General features: G+C 70.9%; 16 protein-coding genes. 6 read left to right on the top strand and 10 right to left on the bottom strand.

Annotated features, from left to right (window positions below; all coding sequences use genetic code 11):
- Both EIW28_RS08790 and EIW28_RS08785 read left to right on the top strand, forming a co-directional pair.
- A complete protein-coding gene (locus EIW28_RS08790) occupies positions 1–1,755 on the top strand; it encodes a DEDD exonuclease domain-containing protein (RefSeq protein ID WP_125247314.1) in 1,755 nt (584 codons plus the stop codon).
- Between the two features lie 273 nt (positions 1,756–2,028).
- Positions 2,029–3,744 (top strand): RelA/SpoT family protein, encoded by a 1,716-nt coding sequence (locus EIW28_RS08785; protein WP_232013856.1) that lies wholly within the window; start codon positions 2,029–2,031, stop codon positions 3,742–3,744.
- Between the two features lie 199 nt (positions 3,745–3,943).
- Here the strand turns inward: EIW28_RS08785 and qcrB are convergent, their stop codons facing one another.
- The 4 genes from qcrB to ctaE all read right to left on the bottom strand — a co-directional run bounded on the left by qcrB (position 3,944) and on the right by ctaE (position 8,253).
- Entirely contained in the window at positions 3,944–5,524 is a 1,581-nt protein-coding gene (gene qcrB, locus EIW28_RS08780; protein ID WP_125247312.1) for a cytochrome bc1 complex cytochrome b subunit, read from the bottom strand.
- Entirely contained in the window at positions 5,521–6,645 is a 1,125-nt protein-coding gene (qcrA, locus tag EIW28_RS08775) for a cytochrome bc1 complex Rieske iron-sulfur subunit (protein WP_408612198.1), read from the bottom strand. Before qcrA ends, qcrB begins: the two co-directional genes overlap by 4 nt.
- The gene (qcrC, locus tag EIW28_RS08770) at positions 6,639–7,448 is read right to left on the bottom strand and encodes a cytochrome bc1 complex diheme cytochrome c subunit (RefSeq protein WP_125247310.1); all 810 of its coding nucleotides are present in this window, start codon (positions 7,446–7,448) and stop codon (positions 6,639–6,641) included. The genes qcrA and qcrC overlap by 7 nt, the downstream gene beginning before the upstream one ends.
- 190 nt (positions 7,449–7,638) lie before the next feature.
- Positions 7,639–8,253 (bottom strand): aa3-type cytochrome oxidase subunit III, encoded by a 615-nt coding sequence (gene ctaE, locus EIW28_RS08765; protein WP_125247309.1) that lies wholly within the window; start codon positions 8,251–8,253, stop codon positions 7,639–7,641.
- 264 nt (positions 8,254–8,517) lie between these two features.
- Here ctaE and EIW28_RS08760 point away from each other — a divergent pair, with 264 nt between their 5' ends.
- Together EIW28_RS08760 and trpD are read left to right on the top strand one after the other, a co-directional pair.
- Positions 8,518–8,904 carry a hypothetical protein gene (locus tag EIW28_RS08760; RefSeq protein ID WP_408612197.1) on the top strand — a complete coding sequence of 129 codons (387 nt, stop codon included), beginning with the start codon at positions 8,518–8,520 and terminating at the stop codon, positions 8,902–8,904.
- On the top strand, positions 8,901–9,962 hold the full coding sequence (gene trpD / locus EIW28_RS08755) for an anthranilate phosphoribosyltransferase (RefSeq protein WP_125247307.1): 1,062 nt from the start codon (positions 8,901–8,903) through the stop codon (positions 9,960–9,962). Before EIW28_RS08760 ends, trpD begins: the two co-directional genes overlap by 4 nt.
- Positions 9,963–10,126: 164 nt before the next feature.
- On the opposite strand, the gene EIW28_RS08750 is transcribed toward trpD, so the two are convergent.
- The 3 genes from EIW28_RS08750 to EIW28_RS08740 form a co-directional block, all read right to left on the bottom strand.
- Positions 10,127–10,906, bottom strand: coding sequence for a zinc ribbon domain-containing protein (locus tag EIW28_RS08750; protein ID WP_125247306.1), 780 nt, complete (start codon positions 10,904–10,906; stop codon positions 10,127–10,129).
- Between the two features lies 1 nt (position 10,907).
- Positions 10,908–11,732, bottom strand: a complete 825-nt coding sequence (locus EIW28_RS08745) for a Nif3-like dinuclear metal center hexameric protein (RefSeq protein ID WP_125247305.1) — start codon at positions 11,730–11,732, stop codon at positions 10,908–10,910.
- Positions 11,733–11,863: 131 nt separating this feature from the next.
- Entirely contained in the window at positions 11,864–13,102 is a 1,239-nt protein-coding gene (locus EIW28_RS08740) for a helix-turn-helix domain-containing protein (RefSeq protein WP_125247304.1), read from the bottom strand.
- A 439-nt stretch (positions 13,103–13,541) separates the two neighbouring features.
- On the opposite strand from EIW28_RS08740, the gene EIW28_RS08735 reads away from it, so the two are divergent.
- Positions 13,542–13,799, top strand: a complete 258-nt coding sequence (locus tag EIW28_RS08735) for a hypothetical protein (RefSeq protein ID WP_125247303.1) — start codon at positions 13,542–13,544, stop codon at positions 13,797–13,799.
- A 61-nt stretch (positions 13,800–13,860) separates the two neighbouring features.
- On the opposite strand, the gene EIW28_RS08730 is transcribed toward EIW28_RS08735, so the two are convergent.
- Positions 13,861–14,655, bottom strand: coding sequence for a metallophosphoesterase (locus tag EIW28_RS08730; protein ID WP_125247302.1), 795 nt, complete (start codon positions 14,653–14,655; stop codon positions 13,861–13,863).
- Positions 14,656–14,746: 91 nt separating this feature from the next.
- Between EIW28_RS08730 and EIW28_RS08725 the strand changes: the two genes are divergently transcribed.
- On the top strand, positions 14,747–16,843 hold the full coding sequence (locus EIW28_RS08725) for a M3 family metallopeptidase (RefSeq protein ID WP_125247301.1): 2,097 nt from the start codon (positions 14,747–14,749) through the stop codon (positions 16,841–16,843).
- 39 nt (positions 16,844–16,882) lie between these two features.
- On the opposite strand, the gene EIW28_RS08720 is transcribed toward EIW28_RS08725, so the two are convergent.
- Together EIW28_RS08720 and EIW28_RS08715 are read right to left on the bottom strand one after the other, a co-directional pair.
- Complete coding sequence (locus tag EIW28_RS08720; RefSeq protein ID WP_125247300.1) at positions 16,883–18,502, bottom strand: stealth family protein; 1,620 nt, start codon at positions 18,500–18,502, stop codon at positions 16,883–16,885.
- A gap of 304 nt (positions 18,503–18,806) precedes the next feature.
- On the bottom strand, positions 18,807–19,445 hold the full coding sequence (locus EIW28_RS08715; protein ID WP_125247299.1) for a 2'-5' RNA ligase family protein: 639 nt from the start codon (positions 19,443–19,445) through the stop codon (positions 18,807–18,809).
- Positions 19,446–19,459 lie beyond the last annotated feature (14 nt).

The raw sequence follows: 19,459 nt of genomic DNA, 5'->3' as shown, positions 1-19,459 counted from the left end.
ATGTACAGCAGCGGCGGATCGGCCGGCCCGTCGGACGAGGGCGGCCCGGGGTTCAGCCAGCCGACCCTCGACAGCTTCGGCACCCCCCTGCGGGAGGTCACGTTCTGCGTGGTCGACCTGGAGACGACCGGGCTCGCGGCCGACGCGTGCGGGATCACCGAGATCGGCGCGGTCAAGGTCCGCGGCGGCGAGGTGGTCGGCGAGTTCTCGACCCTCGTCAACCCCGGGGAGCCGATCGACCCGCGCGTCACGCGCCTGACGGGTATCACCGACGAGATGGTCGCCGACGCGCCTGGGATCGAGACGGTCCTGCCGATGTTCCTGGAGTTCGCGCACGGCGCCACGCTCGTGGCCCACAACGCGGGCTTCGACATCGGGTTCCTGCGCCACGCCTGCGAGCTGACCGACACCCGCTGGCCCCGGCCGCCGGTCGTCGACACCGTGGTCCTGGCGCGGCGCCTCACCGAGAAGAGCGAGGTCCCCAACCGCCGGCTCGGCACGCTCGCGCGCCTGTTCGGGTCGCCGGTGACGCCGAACCACCGGGCACTCGACGACGCGCGCGCCACCGTCACGGTCCTGCACGGGCTCATCGAGCGGGCCAGCGGCCACGGCGTCGTCACCGACGCCGAGCTGAGCGAGTTCTGCCGGGCGATCCCCTCCGAGCTCCAGCGCCGCAAGCGCCACCTCGCCGACGGCCTCCCGCAGGGGCCGGGGGTGTACATCTTCCGCGACGCGGACGACCGGGCGCTGTACATCGGCGTCTCGGTGAACGTCGCCGCGCGCGTCCGCAGCTACTTCTCGGCGGCCGAGCAGCGCCGCCGCCTGCGCGACATGCTCGCCTCGGCCGAGAGCGTCGAGGTCGTCGAGTGCGCCCACCGGCTCGAGGCGGGCGTGGCCGAGCTGCGGCTCATCGCCGGCGGGAAGCCGCCGTACAACCGGGCCGCGAAGTTCCCCGAGCACCGCAGCTGGGTGCGCCTCACCGAGGAGCCGTACCCGCGGCTCCAGGTCTCGCGCAAGCCGCCGGCGCCGGGCACGCCGCGGCTCGGGCCGACCTCCGGCACGCAGGCGCAGGCCGCGATCGGCGCGATCGAGGCGGCGCTGCCGATCCGGTCGTGCCGGACCCGCCTGTCCCCCAAGCGGATGTCCCCCACGTGCGTGCTCGGCGAGATCGGCAGGTGCGCCGAGCCGTGCCGCCACACCGTCACCGTCGAGGAGTACGGGGCGCTGGTCGAGCGGGCCGTGAGCGCGATGACCGGCGACCCGGGACCCATCGCCGCGGCCGTCGGCGAGCGCCTCGCCGAGCTCAGCGCGTCCGAGCGGTTCGAGGCGGCCGCTGAGCGCCGCGACGAGCTCGGGGCCTACCTCGACCTGGCCGCGGCCTCGCAGCGCGTCAGGAACTTCGTGGCGGCCGGGGAACTGGTCGCCGCGGGCCGCGCCAAGGGCGGCGGCTGGGAGGTCGCCGTCGTCCGGTACGGGATCCTCGCAGGGGCCGTGCGCACCCCGCCGCGCGCCGATCCCATGCCGTACATCGCGAAGCTGCGCGCCACGGCCCGCGTCGTGGAGCCCGCCGCCGACGTCCTCGACGCGGCCCACGCGGCCGAGGCCCGGCTCCTCCTCGACTGGCTCGGCAGGCCCGAGGTGCGCCTCGTGCTCGTCGAGGGCACCTGGGCCACGCCGCTCGACGGGGCCGAGCGGATGCGCGGCGCGGTCCCCCGCGATCCGGGCACCCGGCGCCGCCCGTCGCCCGAATGGTGAGACGGCACCGCGAACGCTCCGCTGTCCCAAGGGAACCGAGGGTCCCAGTCCCCGAACGCCGGCGGTTCCGGCGAAACGGACGTGAGTTCTCTCGCATCCATTTGCGGCACTTGAGGTTTCCGTGCGGGCCCCGGCTCCGGTACGCTGTGTCATCCGCCCGTTCCGGCGGCCCCGCCGAAATCCGACAGTGTCTAGTGTCGATTCTCTCCAGGAATCGTTGTACATCTAGAATGCGGTCAACCTTGGGCATCGGAGGCTTTCATGTTGCGCGCATTGCTTTCGGCTACTCGGACTGCCAGACCTGACGACCCGTGGGACCTCGCGGGGAAGGTGGCGCAGCTCGAAGCGGCGCACCGCGCCCACTTCGCCCAGCCCGACCTGCTCCTGGTCCGCCGCGCGTACCGCATCGCCGAGCAGATGCACCGCGGCCAGGCCCGCCGCTCGGGCGAGCCGTACATCACCCACCCGATCGCGGTCTCCACGATCCTGGCCGACCTCGGCGTCGACACCCCCACGATCGCGGCCGGGCTCCTCCACGACACCGTCGAGGACACCCCGTACTCGCTGGAGGCGCTCCGCGGCGACTTCGGCGACGAGATCGCCGTGATGGTCGACGGCGTCACCAAGCTCGACAAGATCCACCTGGGCTCGGCCGCCGAGGCCGAGACGTTCCGCAAGCTCGTGCTCACCGCCGGGCGCGACATCCGGGTCATGATCATCAAGCTCGCCGACCGGCTGCACAACATGCGGACCATCAAGTTCAAGAAGCGCCCCAGCCAGATCCGCATCGCCGAGGCCACCCAGGACGTCCTCATCCCGCTCGCCGACCGCCTCGGCCTGTACGTCATCAAGCGCGAACTCGAGGACATCGTCCTGGAGACGCTCCAGCCGGAGGTCTTCCAGCGCATCAAGGAGCACCTGGGCTCGGACACCGACCGCAAGCGCCAGGTCGAGCAGATCGCCCCGCAGGTGCGCCGGGCCCTGCGCGAGTTCAAGGTGGCCGCGCGGCTCCTGGACCGGCCCCGGCACCCGTACTCGGTGTACCGCGAGATGCAGAAGCACCCGGGCACCGGCCCGGCCGACCCGCCGCGCATGGTCATCGTCGTCGACGGCCCCCTGACGGACTGCTACGCGGCGCTCGGGGCGATCCACAAGCTCTGGAAGCCGGTGGGCGGCAAGTTCCGCGACCTCATCGCCGCCAAGAAGTTCAACCTGTACCAGTCGATCCACACCGCGGTCGCCGGGCCGGGCGGGCAGTCGATCGAGTTCCTCATCCGCACCCGCGAGATGCACGAGACCGCCGAGGTCGGCATCGTCGCCGGGCTGCGCCAGTCCGGCGGGAACCAGCGGGAGATCCAGCTGCCCTGGCTCCAGCGCCTCCTCGACTGGCAGCACGAGGTCGCCGACTCCGGGCAGTTCCTCGACTCGCTCCGCTGCGACCTCGCCGACCAGGACATCCTGGTCTTCACGCGCGACGGCGAGCAGCTGACGGTCCCGAAGGCGTCCACCCCGGTCGACGTCGCCTACTGCTCGGGCCCGTCGAAGGGCCACCGGCTCATCGCCGCGTACGTCAACGGCGAGATCGCGCCCCTGTCGCAGCCGCTGCGCGACGGCGACACCGTCGAGCTGGTCCTGACCACCGAGCAGCCGTACGGGCCCTCGAAGCAGTGGCTGGAGCACGCGAAGACGCCCGAGGCGCAGCTGCACATCAACGACTGGTTCGGCGCGATCGACGACCTCGACTCCACCGGCGAGCTCCCCGTGATCCCCATGCAGCGCTTCGAGGACGAGCTCAAGGCCGGCAAGAACCGCCTCTGGCGCTCCCTCATCGCCCGCGGCCGCGGCCTCGCCGGCGAGCAGCCCCTCCACGGCGTGGCCTCGTCCCTCGGCTACCCCGACCTCGATTCGCTGTACCTGGCCCTCGCCCGCGAGAAGCTCGACCCCGACGAACTGGCGGACAAGCTCATCACCACGGTCGACCGCTACTAGCCCGGCCCCTGTCGGACCCCCGCGCCACTCGAACCGGGGGGGCCCTCCACATCGAGCGATCCTCGCGTCGCGTCCGGAGCGCCCTTGTCGGACCCCCGCGCCATCATCGATCGGGGGGCCACCCCAGTGGACATATCCGGAATTCCCGATACGCGAAAGACGGGCCCCGCCTTCCGGCGGGGCCCGTCTCAGCGTCTCGCTAGTGCTTGCCCGACTCGATCTCGTCGCGCGCGGCGCCGTTCTCGGACGGCTCCTCGATCGACTTGAAGAAGCCGCGGTCGGTCGGCGGGAGCGCGCCGACGCGGTTCATCTTCTTCGGCACGACCCAGCCGTTGTACTCCAGCTCGGTGTGCCCGTGCTCGTCCGGCTCGGCCAGCGGCTGGTGCACCTCGTAGAAGCGCCCGTTCGGGTCGCGCATGAGGATGCCCGTCTCCAGGCCGTGCGCGAGGACCTCGCGGTCGTGCTGCTGGAGGCCCAGGCAGATCCGGTACGTCAGGTAGTACGCGATGATCGGCAGGATCACGATCCCGATGCGGCCGGCCCAGGTCATGGCGTTCAGCGAGATGTCGAACTTCTCGGCGAACACGTCGTTGCCGCCGGAGACGGCGCCGACGGTCCAGAAGACCACGACCATGACGCCGAGGCTGGTGCGGCCCGGGTTGTCGCGCGGGCGCTGGAGCAGGTTGTGGTGCCCGCGGTCCTTGGTGAACCGCCGCTCCAGCGCCGGGTACACCAGCGGGAGCAGCACCGACAGGCCCATGCCCGCGATCGCCGGCCAGAACACCGCCGGCAGCGTGAAGTACGGCGGCACCCGGAACTCCCACGCCGGGAACAGGCGGATGAGGCCGTCCAGGTACATGACGTAGAAGTCGGGCTGCGAGGCCGAGGACACGACCGAGACCTCGTACGGCCCGAACAGCCAGATCGGGTTGATCTGGAACAGGCCCGCCATCGCGGCGATCACGCCCCAGATGAAGAGCATGAAGCCGACCTGCTTCATGACGTAGTTCGGGAACATGCGGAAGCCGACCACGTTGTGCTCGGTGCGCCCCGGTCCGGGCCACTGCGTGTGCTTCTGGATGAACACCAGGGCCACGTGGACCGTGATGAGCGCCAGCAGGATCAGCGGGAAGATGAAGACGTGGATGATGTAGATCATCGAGATCACGTCGGTGCCCGGGAACTGGCCGCGGAACAGCGCCGCCGAGGCCCACGGGCCGATGAACGGCACGGAGGCGGTCATGCCCTCCATGATGCGGAGGCCGGTGCCGGAGAGGCCGTCGTCCGGGAGCGAGTAGCCGAAGAAGCCCTCGAAGAAGCCGACCCAGAACAGCAGGATGCCGATCATCCAGTTCGTCTCGCGCGGCGCGCGGAACGCGCCGGTGAAGAAGATCCGGAGCATGTGGATCAGGATCGAGGCCATGAACAGCAGCGTCGCCCAGTGGTGCATCTGCCGCATGAACAGGCCGCCGCGGACCTCGAAGGAGAGGTCCAGCGCCGACTCGTAGGCGCGCGACATCTCGATGCCCTGGAGCGGCACGTACGCGCCGTGGTAGGTCACCTCGACCATCGACGGCTCGAAGAACAGCGCCAGGAACGTGCCCGACAGGAGCAGCAGGATGAACGAGAACAGCGCGATCTCGCCCAGGAGGAACGACCAGTGGTCCGGGAAGACCTTGTTGAACAGGACCCGGGCCGGTCCGGCGAGCTTGAAGCGGTCGTCGAGCTCGCCGCCCGCCTTCGTCAGCAGGCTGTCGCTAGAGCCGTTGCGGCGTTTCACTTCTCATCCTCCTCGGGGAGGGACGGGCGGTTCCAGAACGCCGGGCCCGGGGGCACCAGGAAGTCCGACGTGGCGACGAAGTAGCCCTCGTCGTCGACCGTGATCGGCAGCATCGGCAGGTGCCGGGTGGCCGGGCCGAACACGGGGGCGGCGTTGTCGACCACGTTGAACTGCGACTGGTGGCACGGGCACAGCAGGCGCTGGCTCTGCTGCTCGTACAGCGAGGCCGGACAGCCCACGTGGGTGCAGATCTTGGAGTAGGCGACGAAGTTGCCCCAGATGGCGTCCACGTCCTGGTACATCGGGTACAGGTTCTCGCGCAGCTTGGCCGCGTCGGCTTCCCGCAGGTGGATGAGCAGGGTCGGGGCGGTCGGGAACTGGTTGGTCGCACCGTGGTCGATCGCCGGGTAGACGGTGATCTGGCCGCCGGCGGAGACCATGTCGGGCCGCACGAGCGCCCCGTCCTTCATCATGAGCCGGATCGGCTCGCCGTCGTTGTACCGCTCGGCGTTCCAGCCGGTGACGGTGTACATGTCGGCCGGGTCCTTGATGAGGGCGCCCAGGGGGGCGACCGCGGCGAGGCCGAGCGGCGCGGCGGCCAGCAGGGCCGACTTCACCAGGAACGGGCGGCGGCGCAGGCCCATGTCGTCGACGATGGTGTCGACGGTGGACTCGGCGATGCGCCGGTCCTCCTTGGAGGAGCCGCCGTCGTGGCGGTCCTGGACCAGCTCCTCGATCGGGAGGAGCTTCTTGGCCCAGGTGAGCACGCCGACCGCGAAGAACAGCAGCGAGAACCCGAGCGTGAAGCCGATGACCGGGGTGTACCAGGTCTGCGGGTCGCGCCAGGTCGCGGCGCCCTCGTACTCCCAGGGCCACCAGATGAACGCGACCACGAACAGGGTCGCGAACAGGCCCGAGAGGAGGAAGAGGCCGGCGACGATGCGCTCCATGCGCTTCTCGGCCTTCGTCCCCGGCTTCGCGAACCGCGGCTCGTAGTGGATGATCTCGATGTCGTCGCGGCGCAGGCCCTCTTTGTAGACCTCGAAGCGGGTCAGCTTCGGGTCGCTGAGGTCGACCGCCGCGCCCTCGTCACGGGCGCTGTCAGTGTGGGCACTCACGATTTACCTGCAATCCAGAGCGTGGTCAGCAGGAGCGCAGTCATGCCGACCAGGAAGATGGCCAGACCTTCGGTGGACGGGCCGTACCGTCCGAGGGTGAAGACGCCGCCCGGGTCCCTGTCGTCGTTGACGATGTACTGGACGTAGGCGATGATGTCGGCCTTCTGCTCGGGGGTGAGCTCGTTGTCGGCGAAGACCGGCATGTTCTGCGGACCGGTGAGCATCGCCTGGTAGATCTCCTCGTCGGAGACACCGGTCAGCGCGGGCGCGTGGGCGCCGGAGGACAGGGCCCCGCCGCCGCCGGCGTAGCCGTGGCAGGAGCCGCAGTTGACGCGGTAGAGGTCGCCGCCCTCGCCGACGTTCGCGTTCTCGACGAGCGCCTCGAGGTCGTCGGGCACCGTGGCGCCGCCGCCCAGGTACTCGATGTAGGCGCCGAGCCAGGCGGCCTCTTCCTCGGTGAAGACCGGGTAGTCCGAGTCGGGCGCCTGGGCGCCCTGCGCGGCCATCGGCATGCGGCCGGTGTTCACCTGGAACTCGACGGCCGCCGATCCGACGCCGATGAGGCTCGGGCCGCGGCCCTCGATGCCCTCGCCGTCGTCGCCGTGGCAGGAGATGCAGCTCGTGTCGTAGAGCTCCTGGCCCTTGACGACCTCGGAGTCGATCGCGTTGTCCTCGGCCTCCTGCGCGTACAGGCTCGGCGAGAACACCGAGTAGAGCCCACCGACGATGACCAGTGCGCCGGTGAACCTGGCCAGCGCGCCGAGGCGCTTGCGCCAGCCTCGCCGGCGTTTCGCTGATGCTGCCACGGTTGTTGCCTCACCTTTATCTAGCTCTCGGACCGGGCGGGGTCCCTGTGCGGGGCTCCCGCTCGGCCGGCGGCCGCCTCCGGGTGGCGGCCGTCGCGTTGAACGGTTGTGCGGCCTCGGCGCAGGGCCGGGGCCTCTTGCCTTGGGCCGCAGGCGCGTCCGGGTGGGAGGCGCGGGCGGCCGGTCAGTCTCAGTACTGGGCCATCGGCAGGAAGTAGATCACGGCGAACAGCGCGATCCAGACCACGTCGACGAAGTGCCAGTAGTAGGACACCACGATGGAGGCGGTGGCCTGGGCGGGCGTGAATCGGCCCATCGTCGTGCGGATGAGGTAGACGATGAAGGCGATCAGACCGCCGGTGACGTGCAGGCCGTGGAAGCCGGTGGTCAGGTAGAACATGGTCCAGTAGCCGTCGGACGAGATCGCGTGGCCCTCGGTGACGAGGTTGCGGTACTCGTTGACCTGGCCGAGCACGAAGACGAGCCCCATGATGAAGGTGATCGCGAACCACAGGCGCAGCCGGTAGACGTCCCCGCGCTCGGCCGCGAAGACGCCGAGCTGGCAGGTGACGGAGGAGGCCACCAGGATCACGGTGAAGACCAGCGCGTAGGGGATCTCGAGGTGGTGGTAGCCCTCCTCGAACATCGCGGGCGCGGCGGCCTGGATGGAGAAGTACATCGCGAACAGGCCCGCAAAGAACATGAGTTCGCTGCTCAACCACACGATGGTGCCGACACTGACGACATTGGGCCGGGTCAGTGAGTGGATTCGGCTGGGGTCGATAGTTGCTTCGGCGGCAGTCACGGGCACATTATTACGGCCCGGCACGGTCAACCTGCGCATGGGGTGTGTATTTCGCGCGTGTCGCGCGGAGTAGGCTCCCCCGTCTTCTCACGGAGTGTGCGCAGGTCATTCGCGGTTCGCCTACTGTAGGCATTCCCGGTCGCGGAAGTGGCCGCGCCGGGCTTCCCATTTCGGTGTGGCCCGTTTAATATGCGAAGCGTGAGCACCTCAACGGCTGAGTACGCAGTCCTCCTTTACAGTCATCGACCCGCGGTCATCGAGCAGATGCGCTCGGCCATCGGCGAAGCGCCGGCCGAGGGCGTCCGGATCGAGTACGCGGTCGCGGGCGGGTACGACGAGGCGGTGGCCCTCATCGACAAGTACGAGATCGACCTCGTGCTGCTCGACGGGGAGGCGCAGCCGGCCGGCGGCCTCGGGATCGCGCGGCAGCTGCGCGACGAGTTCGACGAGCCGCCGACGCTCGCGGTCGTGGTCGCGCGGGACGCGGACCGGTGGCTGGCGGCGTGGTCGCGGGCCGATGCGGTCCTGAAGCACCCGCTCAACCCCGTGACGACGGGCCAGACGGTAGTAGACTTGCTGGTCAGCCGGGCATCGGGCTCGGCGCCGGCGCAGCGCGCCGCCTTATATTCCTCTCTCCGGGAGTTCGCATGACCAGTCCGACCTGGCCCGATGTCCTCGCGCGCCTCTCGAGCGGCGATCATCTCGACGAGGCCAGCGCCGACTGGGCGATGGCGGAGATCATGGCCGGGAACGCCGATCCGGCGCAGCTGGCGGCGTTCGCGGTGCTGCTGCGCTCGAAGGGTGAGACGCCGGAGGAGATCGGCGCGATCGCGGGTCGGATGCTCGCGGAGACGACCCGGCTGGACCTGTCGGACCTGGGCGTCGCGGTCGACATCGTGGGGACCGGGGGCGACGGCTCGAACTCGGTGAACATCTCGACGATGGCGGCGATCGTGGTCGCGGCGGCGGGGGTGCCGGTCATCAAGCACGGGAACCGGTCCGCGTCGTCGTCGGTGGGTTCGGCGGACCTGCTGGAGGCGCTGGGCGTCGATCTGGAGGCCACGGCCGAGCGGGTCGAGGCGTCGGTGCGGGAGGTCGGGATCGGCTTCGCGTTCGCGCGGACGTTCCACCCCGGGATGCGGCATGCGGGTCCGATCCGGGCGGCGCTGGGCATTCCGACGGTGTTCAACCTGCTGGGGCCGCTGACGAATCCGGGCCAGCCGCAGGCGGGCCTGATCGGCTGCGCGGACCCGGTGAAGGCGCCGCTGATGGCGCAGGTGTTCGCGGCGCGCGGGGCCTCGGTGTTCGTGGTCCGGGGCGACGACGGCCTGGACGAGATCTCGACGGCGTCGACGACGTCGGAGTGGATCGCCTCGGGCGGGCGGGTGTCGCAGGGGTCGATCGACGTGAAGGAAGTGGGCCTGGAGAACGCGGGCCCGGAGGCGCTGCGCGGCGGCGACCTGGAGTTCAACACGGGTGTGGCGCGGCGGGTGTTCGCGGGCGAGTCCGGTCCGGTGCGGGACGCGGTGCTCATCAACGCGGCCGCGGCGCTGGCGTCGCGGCAGGGCCTGGTCGACGGCGTGGATCTCCACGACGTGAAGGTGCGCCGGGGCCTCCTGGCGGGCAACCTGGAGCTGGCGGCGAAGGCGATCGACGACGGCGCGGCGACGCGCCTCGTGGAGCGCTGGGCCGAGTTCAGCAAGCAGTAGACGCAGTGGGAGGGGCGGGGTGCCGATGGCGCCCCGCCCCTCCCGCGTGTCCGGATCGGGGAGGACACTGCGGCCCTGCGGAAGGCCGGCGGTGGTTGACCTCCCTGGTGTGAACGCAGGGAAGGGGCGGAGCGCGATGGCGTTCCGCCCCTTGCTGTTTCGTTCTATTCGTACTTCTTGAGCTCGTCTTCGGAGGCGAGCTTGCGGGGGGCGGTGTTGGGGAGTTCGGTGCGGATGAGGACGCAGCCGCACTCTTCGCAGCGCAGGACCTCGTCGATGGGGGCGGACTTGATGGGGATCATGTCGGCCGGGGACTTCTCGATGCGGCAGGAGCCGCAGCGGCGGCCGACGAGTTCGGCGGCGGCGATGGGCTGCTTGGCGTGGATGCGCTCGTAGAGCTCGACGAGGCGGTCGGGGATGTTGATGACCAGGGCCTCGCGGCTGGAGGTCGCCTCGGCGGTCTCGGCCTCGATCTCGCCGAGGAGGCGGCCGCGGTCGGCTTCGGCGTCGGCGAGGACGGTCTCGGCCTCGGCGAGCTGGCGGCGGGTCTCGGCGAGCTCGGCGTCGAGGGCCTCGCGGCGCTCCATGAGTTCGAGCTCGTCGTCCTCGAGGGTGCCCTGGCGGCGGGCGAGGGACTCCAGTTCGCTCTGGAGCCCTTCGAGCTCCTTGGCGCTGGCGCCGGCGGCCATGCGGTCGCGGTCGGCGGCGGCGCGCTTCTTGACGAGGTCGACCTCGCGTTCGACGCGGTCGATGTCGCGGTCGAGGTCGGCGATGTCGCCGGTGAGGTTGGCGGCCTTGTCCCCCAGGGCCCGCAGGCGCTGCGACGCGGTCGCGTACGCCGGGTCGGCGTCGAGCTTCCTGCGGCGCTGCGCCAGCTGGGTGAGGGTGGTGTCGACCGCCTGGAGTTCGAGCAGTCGTCGCTGATCGAAGAGGTCGGCTTGCAACTCAGTTCACCCCGGGTTTCTGGTGGATGGTCCACGGATCGGTGTCGAGGTCGGAGACGATGACGTCCTCGACCAGACGGGACAGATGTCCGGCAACAGTATCGAGCCAGGGCCGCTCGGTCGCCCAGTGGGCGGCGTCGATGAGGGCCGGGCCGCTTCCGGCGAGGTGCTCGCTCACCGGGTGGTGGCGGAGGTCGGCGGTCAGGTAGGCGTTCGCGCCGGCGGCCGCGGCGTCGGCGAGGTAGGAGTCGCCGGCGCCGCCGCAGACGGCGACGGTGCTGATCTGGCGGTCGGGGTCGCCCGCGGCTCGCACGCCCCACACGGTCCGCGGCAGGGCCTTGACGGCGCGTTCGACGAGGTCGGTGAGGCTCAGGGCCTCGGGCAGGCGGCCGATGCGGCCGATGCCGCGGCCGGTGCCGTGGTGCTCGGGGCCGTCGAGCGGGCGCAGGGGCCGCAGGTCGACCAGGCCGAGCCGGTCGGCGAGGGCGTCGGAGACGCCGGGGCTGGCGACGTCGGCGTTGGTGTGGGCGACGTAGAGGCCCATGCCGGACTCGATGAGGGTGTGGACGAGGTCGCCCTTGTAGCCCGCGGCCGGGTCGAGGCTGGAGACGCCGCGGAGCAGGAGCGGGTGGTGGGCGACGATGAGGTCGCAGTCGGCCTCGATCGCCTCGATGACGGTCTCGGGGACGACGTCGACGACGCAGAGGACGCGGCGGACCGAGTTCCCGCCGCGGCCCAGGACGAGGCCGACCCGGTCCCAGTCCTCGGCCCAGCGGCGCGGGTACAGGTCGTCGAGAGCGGCGGTGATCTCGCTGAGCGTGCGCATATCCGTGAGTCTATTGACGGGCGGCCCCGCGCGGTGAGGGGTGTGCCCGGAGCCTGAGCAGCGGCGGCTCCGGGCGCACTCGCGCACCGTGCGCGACGGGAGGGGGCCGGCCGGAGCGGCCGGCGGAACCCTCAGTTCAGGGCGCCCACCTCCTCGGCGAGGCGGCGCACGTCCTGGGCGGGCTCGCCCTTGGACCGGTGAAGGATCTGGTCGATGAGGTCGACGGCGAGCGGCCGGCAGCGGATCTCCGCCGGCGCGGTCCGGTCGGCGGTCACCAGGTGCCGGCCGGCCCGCTCGATGTCGCCGACCTGGATGCAGGCCCGCGACATGTCGAGGTAGTGGTGCGCGCGCCGCTCGGCCACGAGGTCGTTCAGCGCGGCGGGCGGGATGGACTCGTGGACGGCGAGCGCGTCGCCGCCCTCGCCGAGCTCGACGAAGGCCGCGGCGCGGTGCAGCAGCACGTTCGTGGGCCCGAACGAGGTGTAGTAGTAGTTCGCGTCGCGGCCGAGGAGGTTCGCGGCGCGGGAGGCGCTGTCGAGCAGGTCGTCGCTGGTGGTCGCGTCCCCGGCGAGGGCGGCGGCCATGGCGCCCTGGAGGAGCAGCGCACCGTAGACGCTGATCGCGGCCGGGCTGGAGGACTCGCCGCCGTGCTCGGAGATGAGCCCGTGGGCGACCTGGACGTTCAGGTCGAGCGCGGCCTGGTAGCGGCCGAGGGACCGGAGGGCGTTGGCGACCCGGGTGGTGGCGATGCCGGCCAGGAGCGGGTCGTTGCCGCGGTTGGCGGCGGAGATGGCGCGGTCGGCGGCGAGCCAGGCGAGCTGGGCCTCCCCGAGCTTGCGCAGGACGGTGGACGCGATCTGGTAGACCTGCGTCATGAGTTCGGCGGCGTCGGCGCTGGTGCCGCCGACGGGCCGGTCCTCGGCGACGGGTGTGTCGCGCAGGAGCTGGATGAGGGACCTGGCGACGACCGGGTAGTGGCCCTTCTCGAAGGCGAGCCAGCAGTAGTTCACGGCCCCTCTGAGTTCGGGGATGGGCGTCGAGTCGATCGGGGCCGCTTCGAGGAAGCGGCCGAGGCGCTCGTAGCGTTCGAGGGACTGGCGGATGGACTCGACCTCCACCTGGTCGAGGCAGCCGCCGAGGCCCGGGCGGCGCCGGGGCTCGCGGCCGAGGAGCTGGGCGGAGTCGACGCTCAGCGCTTCGGCGAGTTCGGTGATGACCGAGTACTTGTCGAGGCGGCGGACGCCGCGCTCGATCTTGTCGACCCAGCTCTTGGACTTGCCGATGCGGTCGGCGAAGACCTGCTGGGACATGCCGCGGCGCTGGCGCCAGTAGGCGACGCGCCGCCCCATCGGTTGCGTTTCGGACTCCATGTCAAGACCCCACCGTCTAATTAGGAGTTACACGTGGACTTCGGGACTTCAGGGGATCGTGTCTCGCAGTTGCGTGCCGGTATTCGGTTGTGGAGGTTCGGCGCGGCCCCGGCCAGAGGGCCGCGGCCGCGCCGGGGCGCGGTGCGGCGGTTGTCAGCAGTGCTCGGTTGTCTTGACCCGCACGAGGTTCGGTTCCGCCGGCGCGGCACCGGACTGCCGCACGCGGCGCCCCGACACTATGTGTTTACCGTCTTTCGGCCTCCCGCACAACGGCCGCGAACTGCCAATGTGACGCTCTGGTGGAGCGTGCTTACAGTCTTGCGCGGGCGGCCCGGTCCACTGTCGTCTATCAGGGGGTTTGCCGGGTTTCGGTCGCCCGAACTCGTGAAACCTGCACATGCAACGTGTCGATTCAAGGGCCTCACTCGTTGTGTCGGATATGAGACAGAACCGAGTCGTCGCGCGCCGCGAACATCGACGCGCCTTCCGCAGGGCGTTCGTGACCGCCGCCGTCGCGACCGCACTGGCCGCCGCGCTGGGCTACGCGGTCGCCTTCTCCCCGCTCGCCGGGTGGGCGACGCTCGGCGTCGCCGCCGCGGGGGCCGTGAGCCTGTGGCTGGAGTCGCGCGCGGGCCGCGCGGCCACGCCGCCGCCGGTGCCGCGCCTGTACTTCTCCTCGTCGTCCGCGGACGACTGAGGAGCATCCCCGGGCCCGCGGAAGCGCGGCGCGGGACCGCCGGAGCCCGGCCGTCCGGCGGTCAGTTGAGGCGGACCACCAGGCACTTGCCGCCCTGGTACACGCCGCCGTCGACGTTGAGGACGAGCCCGTCGCAGTAGCGGCGGGCCTGGGTGACCTGGCCCGGTTCGAGCTCGGTGGTGTCCGGGATCGTGGAGTGGCCGTGGATGAGCTCGTCGCCGCCGAAGGACCGGAGCATGCCGCGCACGCGGGCCGGGCCCTCCTCGCCGAGGAACTCGTGGCGGCGGGTCAGCTCGCGGAACAGCTGCCACCACTCCTCGGGCTCGTCGGAGGCGAGGATGCGGCGGACCGCGGAGTTCACCGCCTCCTCGCTGCGCCCGTACGCGAGGTACGACTCGCTGTCGGAGTGGACCAGGAGCGAGCGGTCCACGACGTGCAGGACCCGCCGCGTCTCCAGCCACCGCACCTCGTCGTCGGTGAGGTCCCCGAGCTCCTCCTCGAAGCCGCCGTTGAGGACCCACCAGTGGAGGAACTGCCGGTCCATGCCGTCGACGTCGGTGAACGCGACGTCGCCGAAGCGCCGGGAGCCGAGCACCAGCACCTCATGGTTGCCGATGAGGGTGTCGACGTGGCCGCCCTCGGCGGCGGCCTGGCCGGCGAGCCGCCGCAGCAGGCGGACCACGGCCACGCCCTGCTCGCCGCGGTCGAACAGGTCCCCAAGGATCCACAGCCGGGCGTCGCCGCCGGTCCACTTCGCCTCGTGGTCGACCAGTCCGCGTCCGCGCAGCGCCTCGGTGAGCGCGTCGTAGTGCCCGTGGATGTCGCTGGCCACGAACAGCGGACTCGATTCAGACATGGAGCCGATAGTAGTGCGCGCCGGTGCCGTGCGGTGAGGTTGTCGACTGCCGATCCAATGCCCTTGCCGCGCGGCAGGTGCGGGCAATAGGATGCGGCCACCGCCATACTTTGCCCGACCGCAGCGAGGAGCCGCCGTGACCGACAACCCGTTCCTGTCCCCCTCAGCACTCCCCTACCAGCTCCCGCCGTTCGCGGAGATCCGCAACGAGCACTACCTGCCGGCGTTCGAGGCCGGCATGGCCGAGCAGCTCGCCCGGGTCGACGCCATCACCGCGAACCCCGAGGCGCCGACGTTCGAGAACACCGTGGTGGCCCTCGAGCAGTCCGGCCTCGGCACCCTCAAGCGGGTCAGCCTGGCCTTCTTCAACAAGTTCTCCTCCGACACCGACGACGAGCTGAACGCCATCGAGTCCGAGGTCAGCCCCAAGCTCGCGGCGCACGCCGACAAGATCCTGCTCAACGCCGACCTGTTCGCGCGGATCGGGGTGGTCTGGTACCACCGCGACGTGCTCGGCGCCGAGGCCCTGGGGCTCGACGAGCAGGACGAGCGCCTGCTCGAGCGGTACTGGACCGAGTTCGTGCGCGGCGGCGCCGCGCTCGACGAGGCCGGCAAGGAGCGCCTCGCGGCGATCAACGCCGAGCTGGCCGAGCTCTCCTCGAAGTTCAACCAGCAGATCCTCACCGACATCAACGACGCCGCCGTCCACGTCACCGACCGGGCCGAGCTCGCCGGCCTCGGCGAGGACCAGATCGGCGGCGCCGAGGCCGCCGCGAAGGCCCGCGGCCTCGACGGCTGGCTCATCACCCAGTCGAACTTCTCGCGCCACCCGCTCCTGGAGGACCTGGAGAACCGGGACCTGCGCGAGCGCCTGTACAAGGCCACGATCGGCCGCGGCACGGACAACGCCGCAACCCTCCTGCGGATGGTGAAGCTGCGCGCCGAGAAGGCGCGCCTGCTCGGCTACGAGCACTTCGCCGCGTACGTCGCCGCCGACCAGACCGCCGGGAACGCCGAGGTCATCGCCGAGCGCCTCGCCGGGCTCGCCGAGGCGTCGGTGCGCAACGCCCGCCGCGAGGCCGCCGAGCTCCAGGAGGTCATCGACGCCCAGGGCGGCGGCTTCGCGCTCGCCGCGTGGGACTGGTCCTACTACGCCAAGCAGGTCCGCCAGGCGAAGTACGGCTTCGACGCCGAGGCCCTCAAGCCCTACCTCGAACTCGACCGCGTCCTCGTCGACGGCGTCTTCTTCGCCGCCGAGCGGGAGTTCGGGCTCACCTTCGAGGAGCGGAAGGACCTCCAGGGGTACCACCCCGAGGCCCGCGTGTGGGAGGTCTTCGACGGCGGGAAGCCGCTCGGCCTGTTCCTCGGCGACTTCTTCACCCGCGACTCGAAGAAGGGCGGCGCGTGGATGAACGCGCTCGTCGTCCAGTCCGACCTCACCGGCGACCGGCCCGTGGTCGTGAACAACCTGAACATCGTCAAGCCCTCCGAGGGCCAGCCCGCGCTCGTCTCGGTCGACAACGTGACCACGCTCTTCCACGAGTTCGGGCACGCCCTCCACGGCCTCCTGTCGGCCTGCCGGTACCCGAAGACCTCTATGACCTCGACCCCGCGCGACTTCGTCGAGTACCCCTCGCAGGTCAACGAGATGTGGGAGGACTGGCCCGAGGTCACCGCGAACTACATGCGGCACCACGAGACCGGCGAGCCGGCCCCGGCCGAGCTCATCGCGCAGTGGAAGGCCGCCGGCAAGTTCGGCGAGGGCTTCGCCTCCACCGAGTACCTGGCGGCGGCGATCCTCGACCAGGCGTGGCACCGCCTCGCGCCCGAGGACGTCCCCGAAGGCGACGACCCGCACGCCCTCGTCGAGGCGTTCGAGCGCAAAGCACTCGAAGACGCCGGCATCCACCTGCCCGAGATCGCGCCGCGCTACCGCTCGGTGTACTTCGCGCACATCTCGATCGGCTACTCCGCCGGGTACTACTCCTACATCTGGTCGGAGATCCTCGACGCCGACACCGTGGAGTGGTTCAAGGAGAACGGCGGCCTCACCCGCGCCAACGGCGACCACTTCCGCGAGACGCTGCTGAGCCGGGGCGGCTCCATCGACCCGATGGAGTCCTTCCGGCGCTTCCGCGGCCGCGACGCCGAGATCGACCCGCTCCTGGAGCGGCGGGGGCTGAAGTAGCGAAGACGGGCCCGGATCATCCGATCCGGGCCCGTTCGCTTACAGCGCCATGGCCTTCTCCCACGGCGAGGGCACCGGGAAGTACGCCTCCAGGAAGCGCAGCATCATGAGCGAGCGCTCCTCCACCAGCTCCTCGGGGAGCCCGGCGTCGTTGATGCAGAACGTCTCCCGGTCGCGCCGCTCCAGCAGCAGCTCCAGCCGTTCGGCGACGTCGGGCATCCCCAGCTCCACGTAGGCGTCCTGCGCGTGCCCCGAGACGGCCCGCCCCGACAGGTACGCGTAGTAGTGCTGGAGGGTCACCGCCGAGACGTCGGTGACGTTCCGGAACGCGCTCTTGGCGGTCCGGGCCATCTCCTCGTCGAACTCCTTCTCCATCTCGGCGATGACGCTGCGCTGGAGCGGGTACGGCACGTGCTTCATCATCCGCGAGACGGTGCGCCCGAACGCGCGGTCGATGAGCGCCCGGTCGTTCTTGAACGCGGCGTTCGGCGGCGAGTCGGCGCGGCTGACCGGGTCCATGTCGATGAACGTCTGCGCCGGGAAGAACCGGGCCAGGCCGTTCGGCTCGAAGAACAGCTGCGGGCCGACCGGGCGGCCGACGAACATGTCGTCGTTGAAGTACAGGAAGTGCTCGCTCAGCCCCTCGATGCGGTGCAGCTGCGTCTCGATCGCGTGGGAGTTGAAGGTGGGCAGGGCGTCCGGGTCGTCGAACAGGTCGCGGTGGTCGACGACCGTGAGGCCCGGGGCGTCCTCGAGCCAGTGCGGGCGCTGCCGGTCGGTCACCAGGTACACGTGGCGCACCCACGGCGCGTTCAGGTGCAGGGACCGCAGCGAGTACCGCAGCTCCTCGCGGTCGAGGTAGCGGGCCTCGTTCGCCGACTCGGCGTGGTACGGCGACTGGTCGGCCTCGGCGCGGCGCCGCCGCCACGCGTGGTCGGCGCCGTCGACCCAGGTGTAGACGACGTCGATCGGGAAGCCCACGTGGTCGGGGCCCGGACGCGCGAACTCGGGGCGCGTCGGCAGGTCGGGGAGGTCCGCGTGCGCGCCGCTCGCCAGGGCCGTGAAGAGGCGCCCGGGAGCCGACACCCGGGCGCCGCCCTGGCGGACGAGCGGGCTGATGCGGTTGTGCCTGGGCGCCAGCAGGTGCCCGTCCCCGGTCTCGGTCCAGAACTCGACGTCGCAGCCGTAGTCGGGCCCGAAGACGAGGTCGCGCCCGGTGTCGGTCCACAGCCACGAGGCGCGCACCAGCGGCACGTCGCCCATGTCCGCGCGGCGGGCCCACTCCGGCTGGTTCAGGCCCAGCTCCGATTCGCGGAACGCGGGCTCGGGCACGGTGAGCCGCCCGCCGGTGGACTCGCAGAGCATCGCGAGGGCGGCGCACACCCGCTGCCGGTCCGCGGCGGCCGCGCCGAGGACGGGCCGGGTGAGGCTGAAGCCGGGCACGGCGAAGAAGTCGACGCCGGCGGCGGTGAGGATCGCGGTGACGATCTCGAGGTTGCGCCGCCACACCTCGAGCGGGGTGGGGGCGCCGAGGGCGTAGGCGGTGCGGATCTCGCCGCTGTGCAGGACGTGGCCGGAGGCGAGGTCGGTGAAGAAGCCGTAGGGTTCGGTGACCTCGGCGCGGCCCCGGGCCGGCGGATCGACGGGCCTGGGCTCCACCAGTTCTTCGGCGGGGCGGACGAACTCTGTCGCTCGGGTCGCGATACGACGGTCATCGGCTGCGAACAATCGACACCTCCTGACACTTGCGGCTTTCGCCGATCCGGGGTCTACCGGGGCTGCTGCCGGCGCACGGGGAGGCGGGGTCATCGTCGACCACGCCTGAACGTCACGTGGCCGGTCTCTGACACGTACTACAACAGTAGGCCACAGGGCAGTGACAAAATGGTGTCAGATTCGCGTCCGAAGCGTCAACCTGAACGGGCGCCGCCCGGAGGCGACGCCCGTTCTGAAAACGAGATGCCTACTGGCCCAAGGGAATCCGGGCGACGTGCTCCCACGTGTAGGTCGAGGCGTCTTCGCTCTGGACGACTCTGACGAGATCGACGCCGGTGACTGTGATTTCCGTCCGACCCGGCCGGACGTCGCGGAGCTTGTTCTGGATCGCGCCGCGGCGCGGGTCGACGCCGAGCGAGTCCGAGCGGTACGAGAGCGAGACGTGGCCGGGGCCGCCGCACGGGCGGCCGACGTCGCCCTCGACGACCTCGTTGATCGCCTCCACGCAGGCCGCGACGAGCGCGTCGAAGTGCGTGCCGGGGAACGTGTCAAGCAGGACGCCGCCGGTGGCCGCCAGCGCGGGCCCGACGGTGAGCTTGAACGCGGGGACCGCGGCGGCCTTCTGCCGCAGGCGGTCGATGAGCTTGCCGCGCACGTCGTCGCCGATGCCGGCGGCGTCGCACTCGACCGAGGCGATCGTGGCGTGCAGCCACTCGTGCGCGACGGCCTTGTCCGCGGCGAGGTCGATGACCGGCCGGTAGGAGTCGGCGACCGCTTTGACCTCGGTCAGGTCGGTCAGGTAGACGTGGAGCTTGGTCCATCCTTCGGGCCAGCGCTGCCCGGAGCCGGGCGGCTTGGGACCGGGTGTGGGAGCAGATGTGTTCACTGCCGCATCAATGC

This window comes from Glycomyces terrestris (genome assembly GCF_003933745.1).
Lineage (GTDB): Bacteria > Actinomycetota > Actinomycetes > Mycobacteriales > Micromonosporaceae > Glycomyces > Glycomyces terrestris.
This window is presented reverse-complemented; position numbering and strand designations above follow the sequence as displayed.

Coding starts and splice junctions, on each gene's coding strand:
- EIW28_RS08790 (WP_125247314.1), top strand. CDS start 1: ATGTACAGCAGCGGCGGATCGGCCGGCCCGTCGGACGAGGGCGGCCCG.
- EIW28_RS08760 (WP_408612197.1), top strand. CDS start 8,518: ATGCGCTCGGCCATCGGCGAAGCGCCGGCCGAGGGCGTCCGGATCGAG.
- trpD (WP_125247307.1), top strand. CDS start 8,901: ATGACCAGTCCGACCTGGCCCGATGTCCTCGCGCGCCTCTCGAGCGGC.
- EIW28_RS08745 (WP_125247305.1), bottom strand. CDS start 11,732: ATGCGCACGCTCAGCGAGATCACCGCCGCTCTCGACGACCTGTACCCG.
- EIW28_RS08740 (WP_125247304.1), bottom strand. CDS start 13,102: ATGGAGTCCGAAACGCAACCGATGGGGCGGCGCGTCGCCTACTGGCGC.
- EIW28_RS08735 (WP_125247303.1), top strand. CDS start 13,542: ATGAGACAGAACCGAGTCGTCGCGCGCCGCGAACATCGACGCGCCTTC.
- EIW28_RS08730 (WP_125247302.1), bottom strand. CDS start 14,655: ATGTCTGAATCGAGTCCGCTGTTCGTGGCCAGCGACATCCACGGGCAC.
- EIW28_RS08725 (WP_125247301.1), top strand. CDS start 14,747: ATGCGGCCACCGCCATACTTTGCCCGACCGCAGCGAGGAGCCGCCGTG.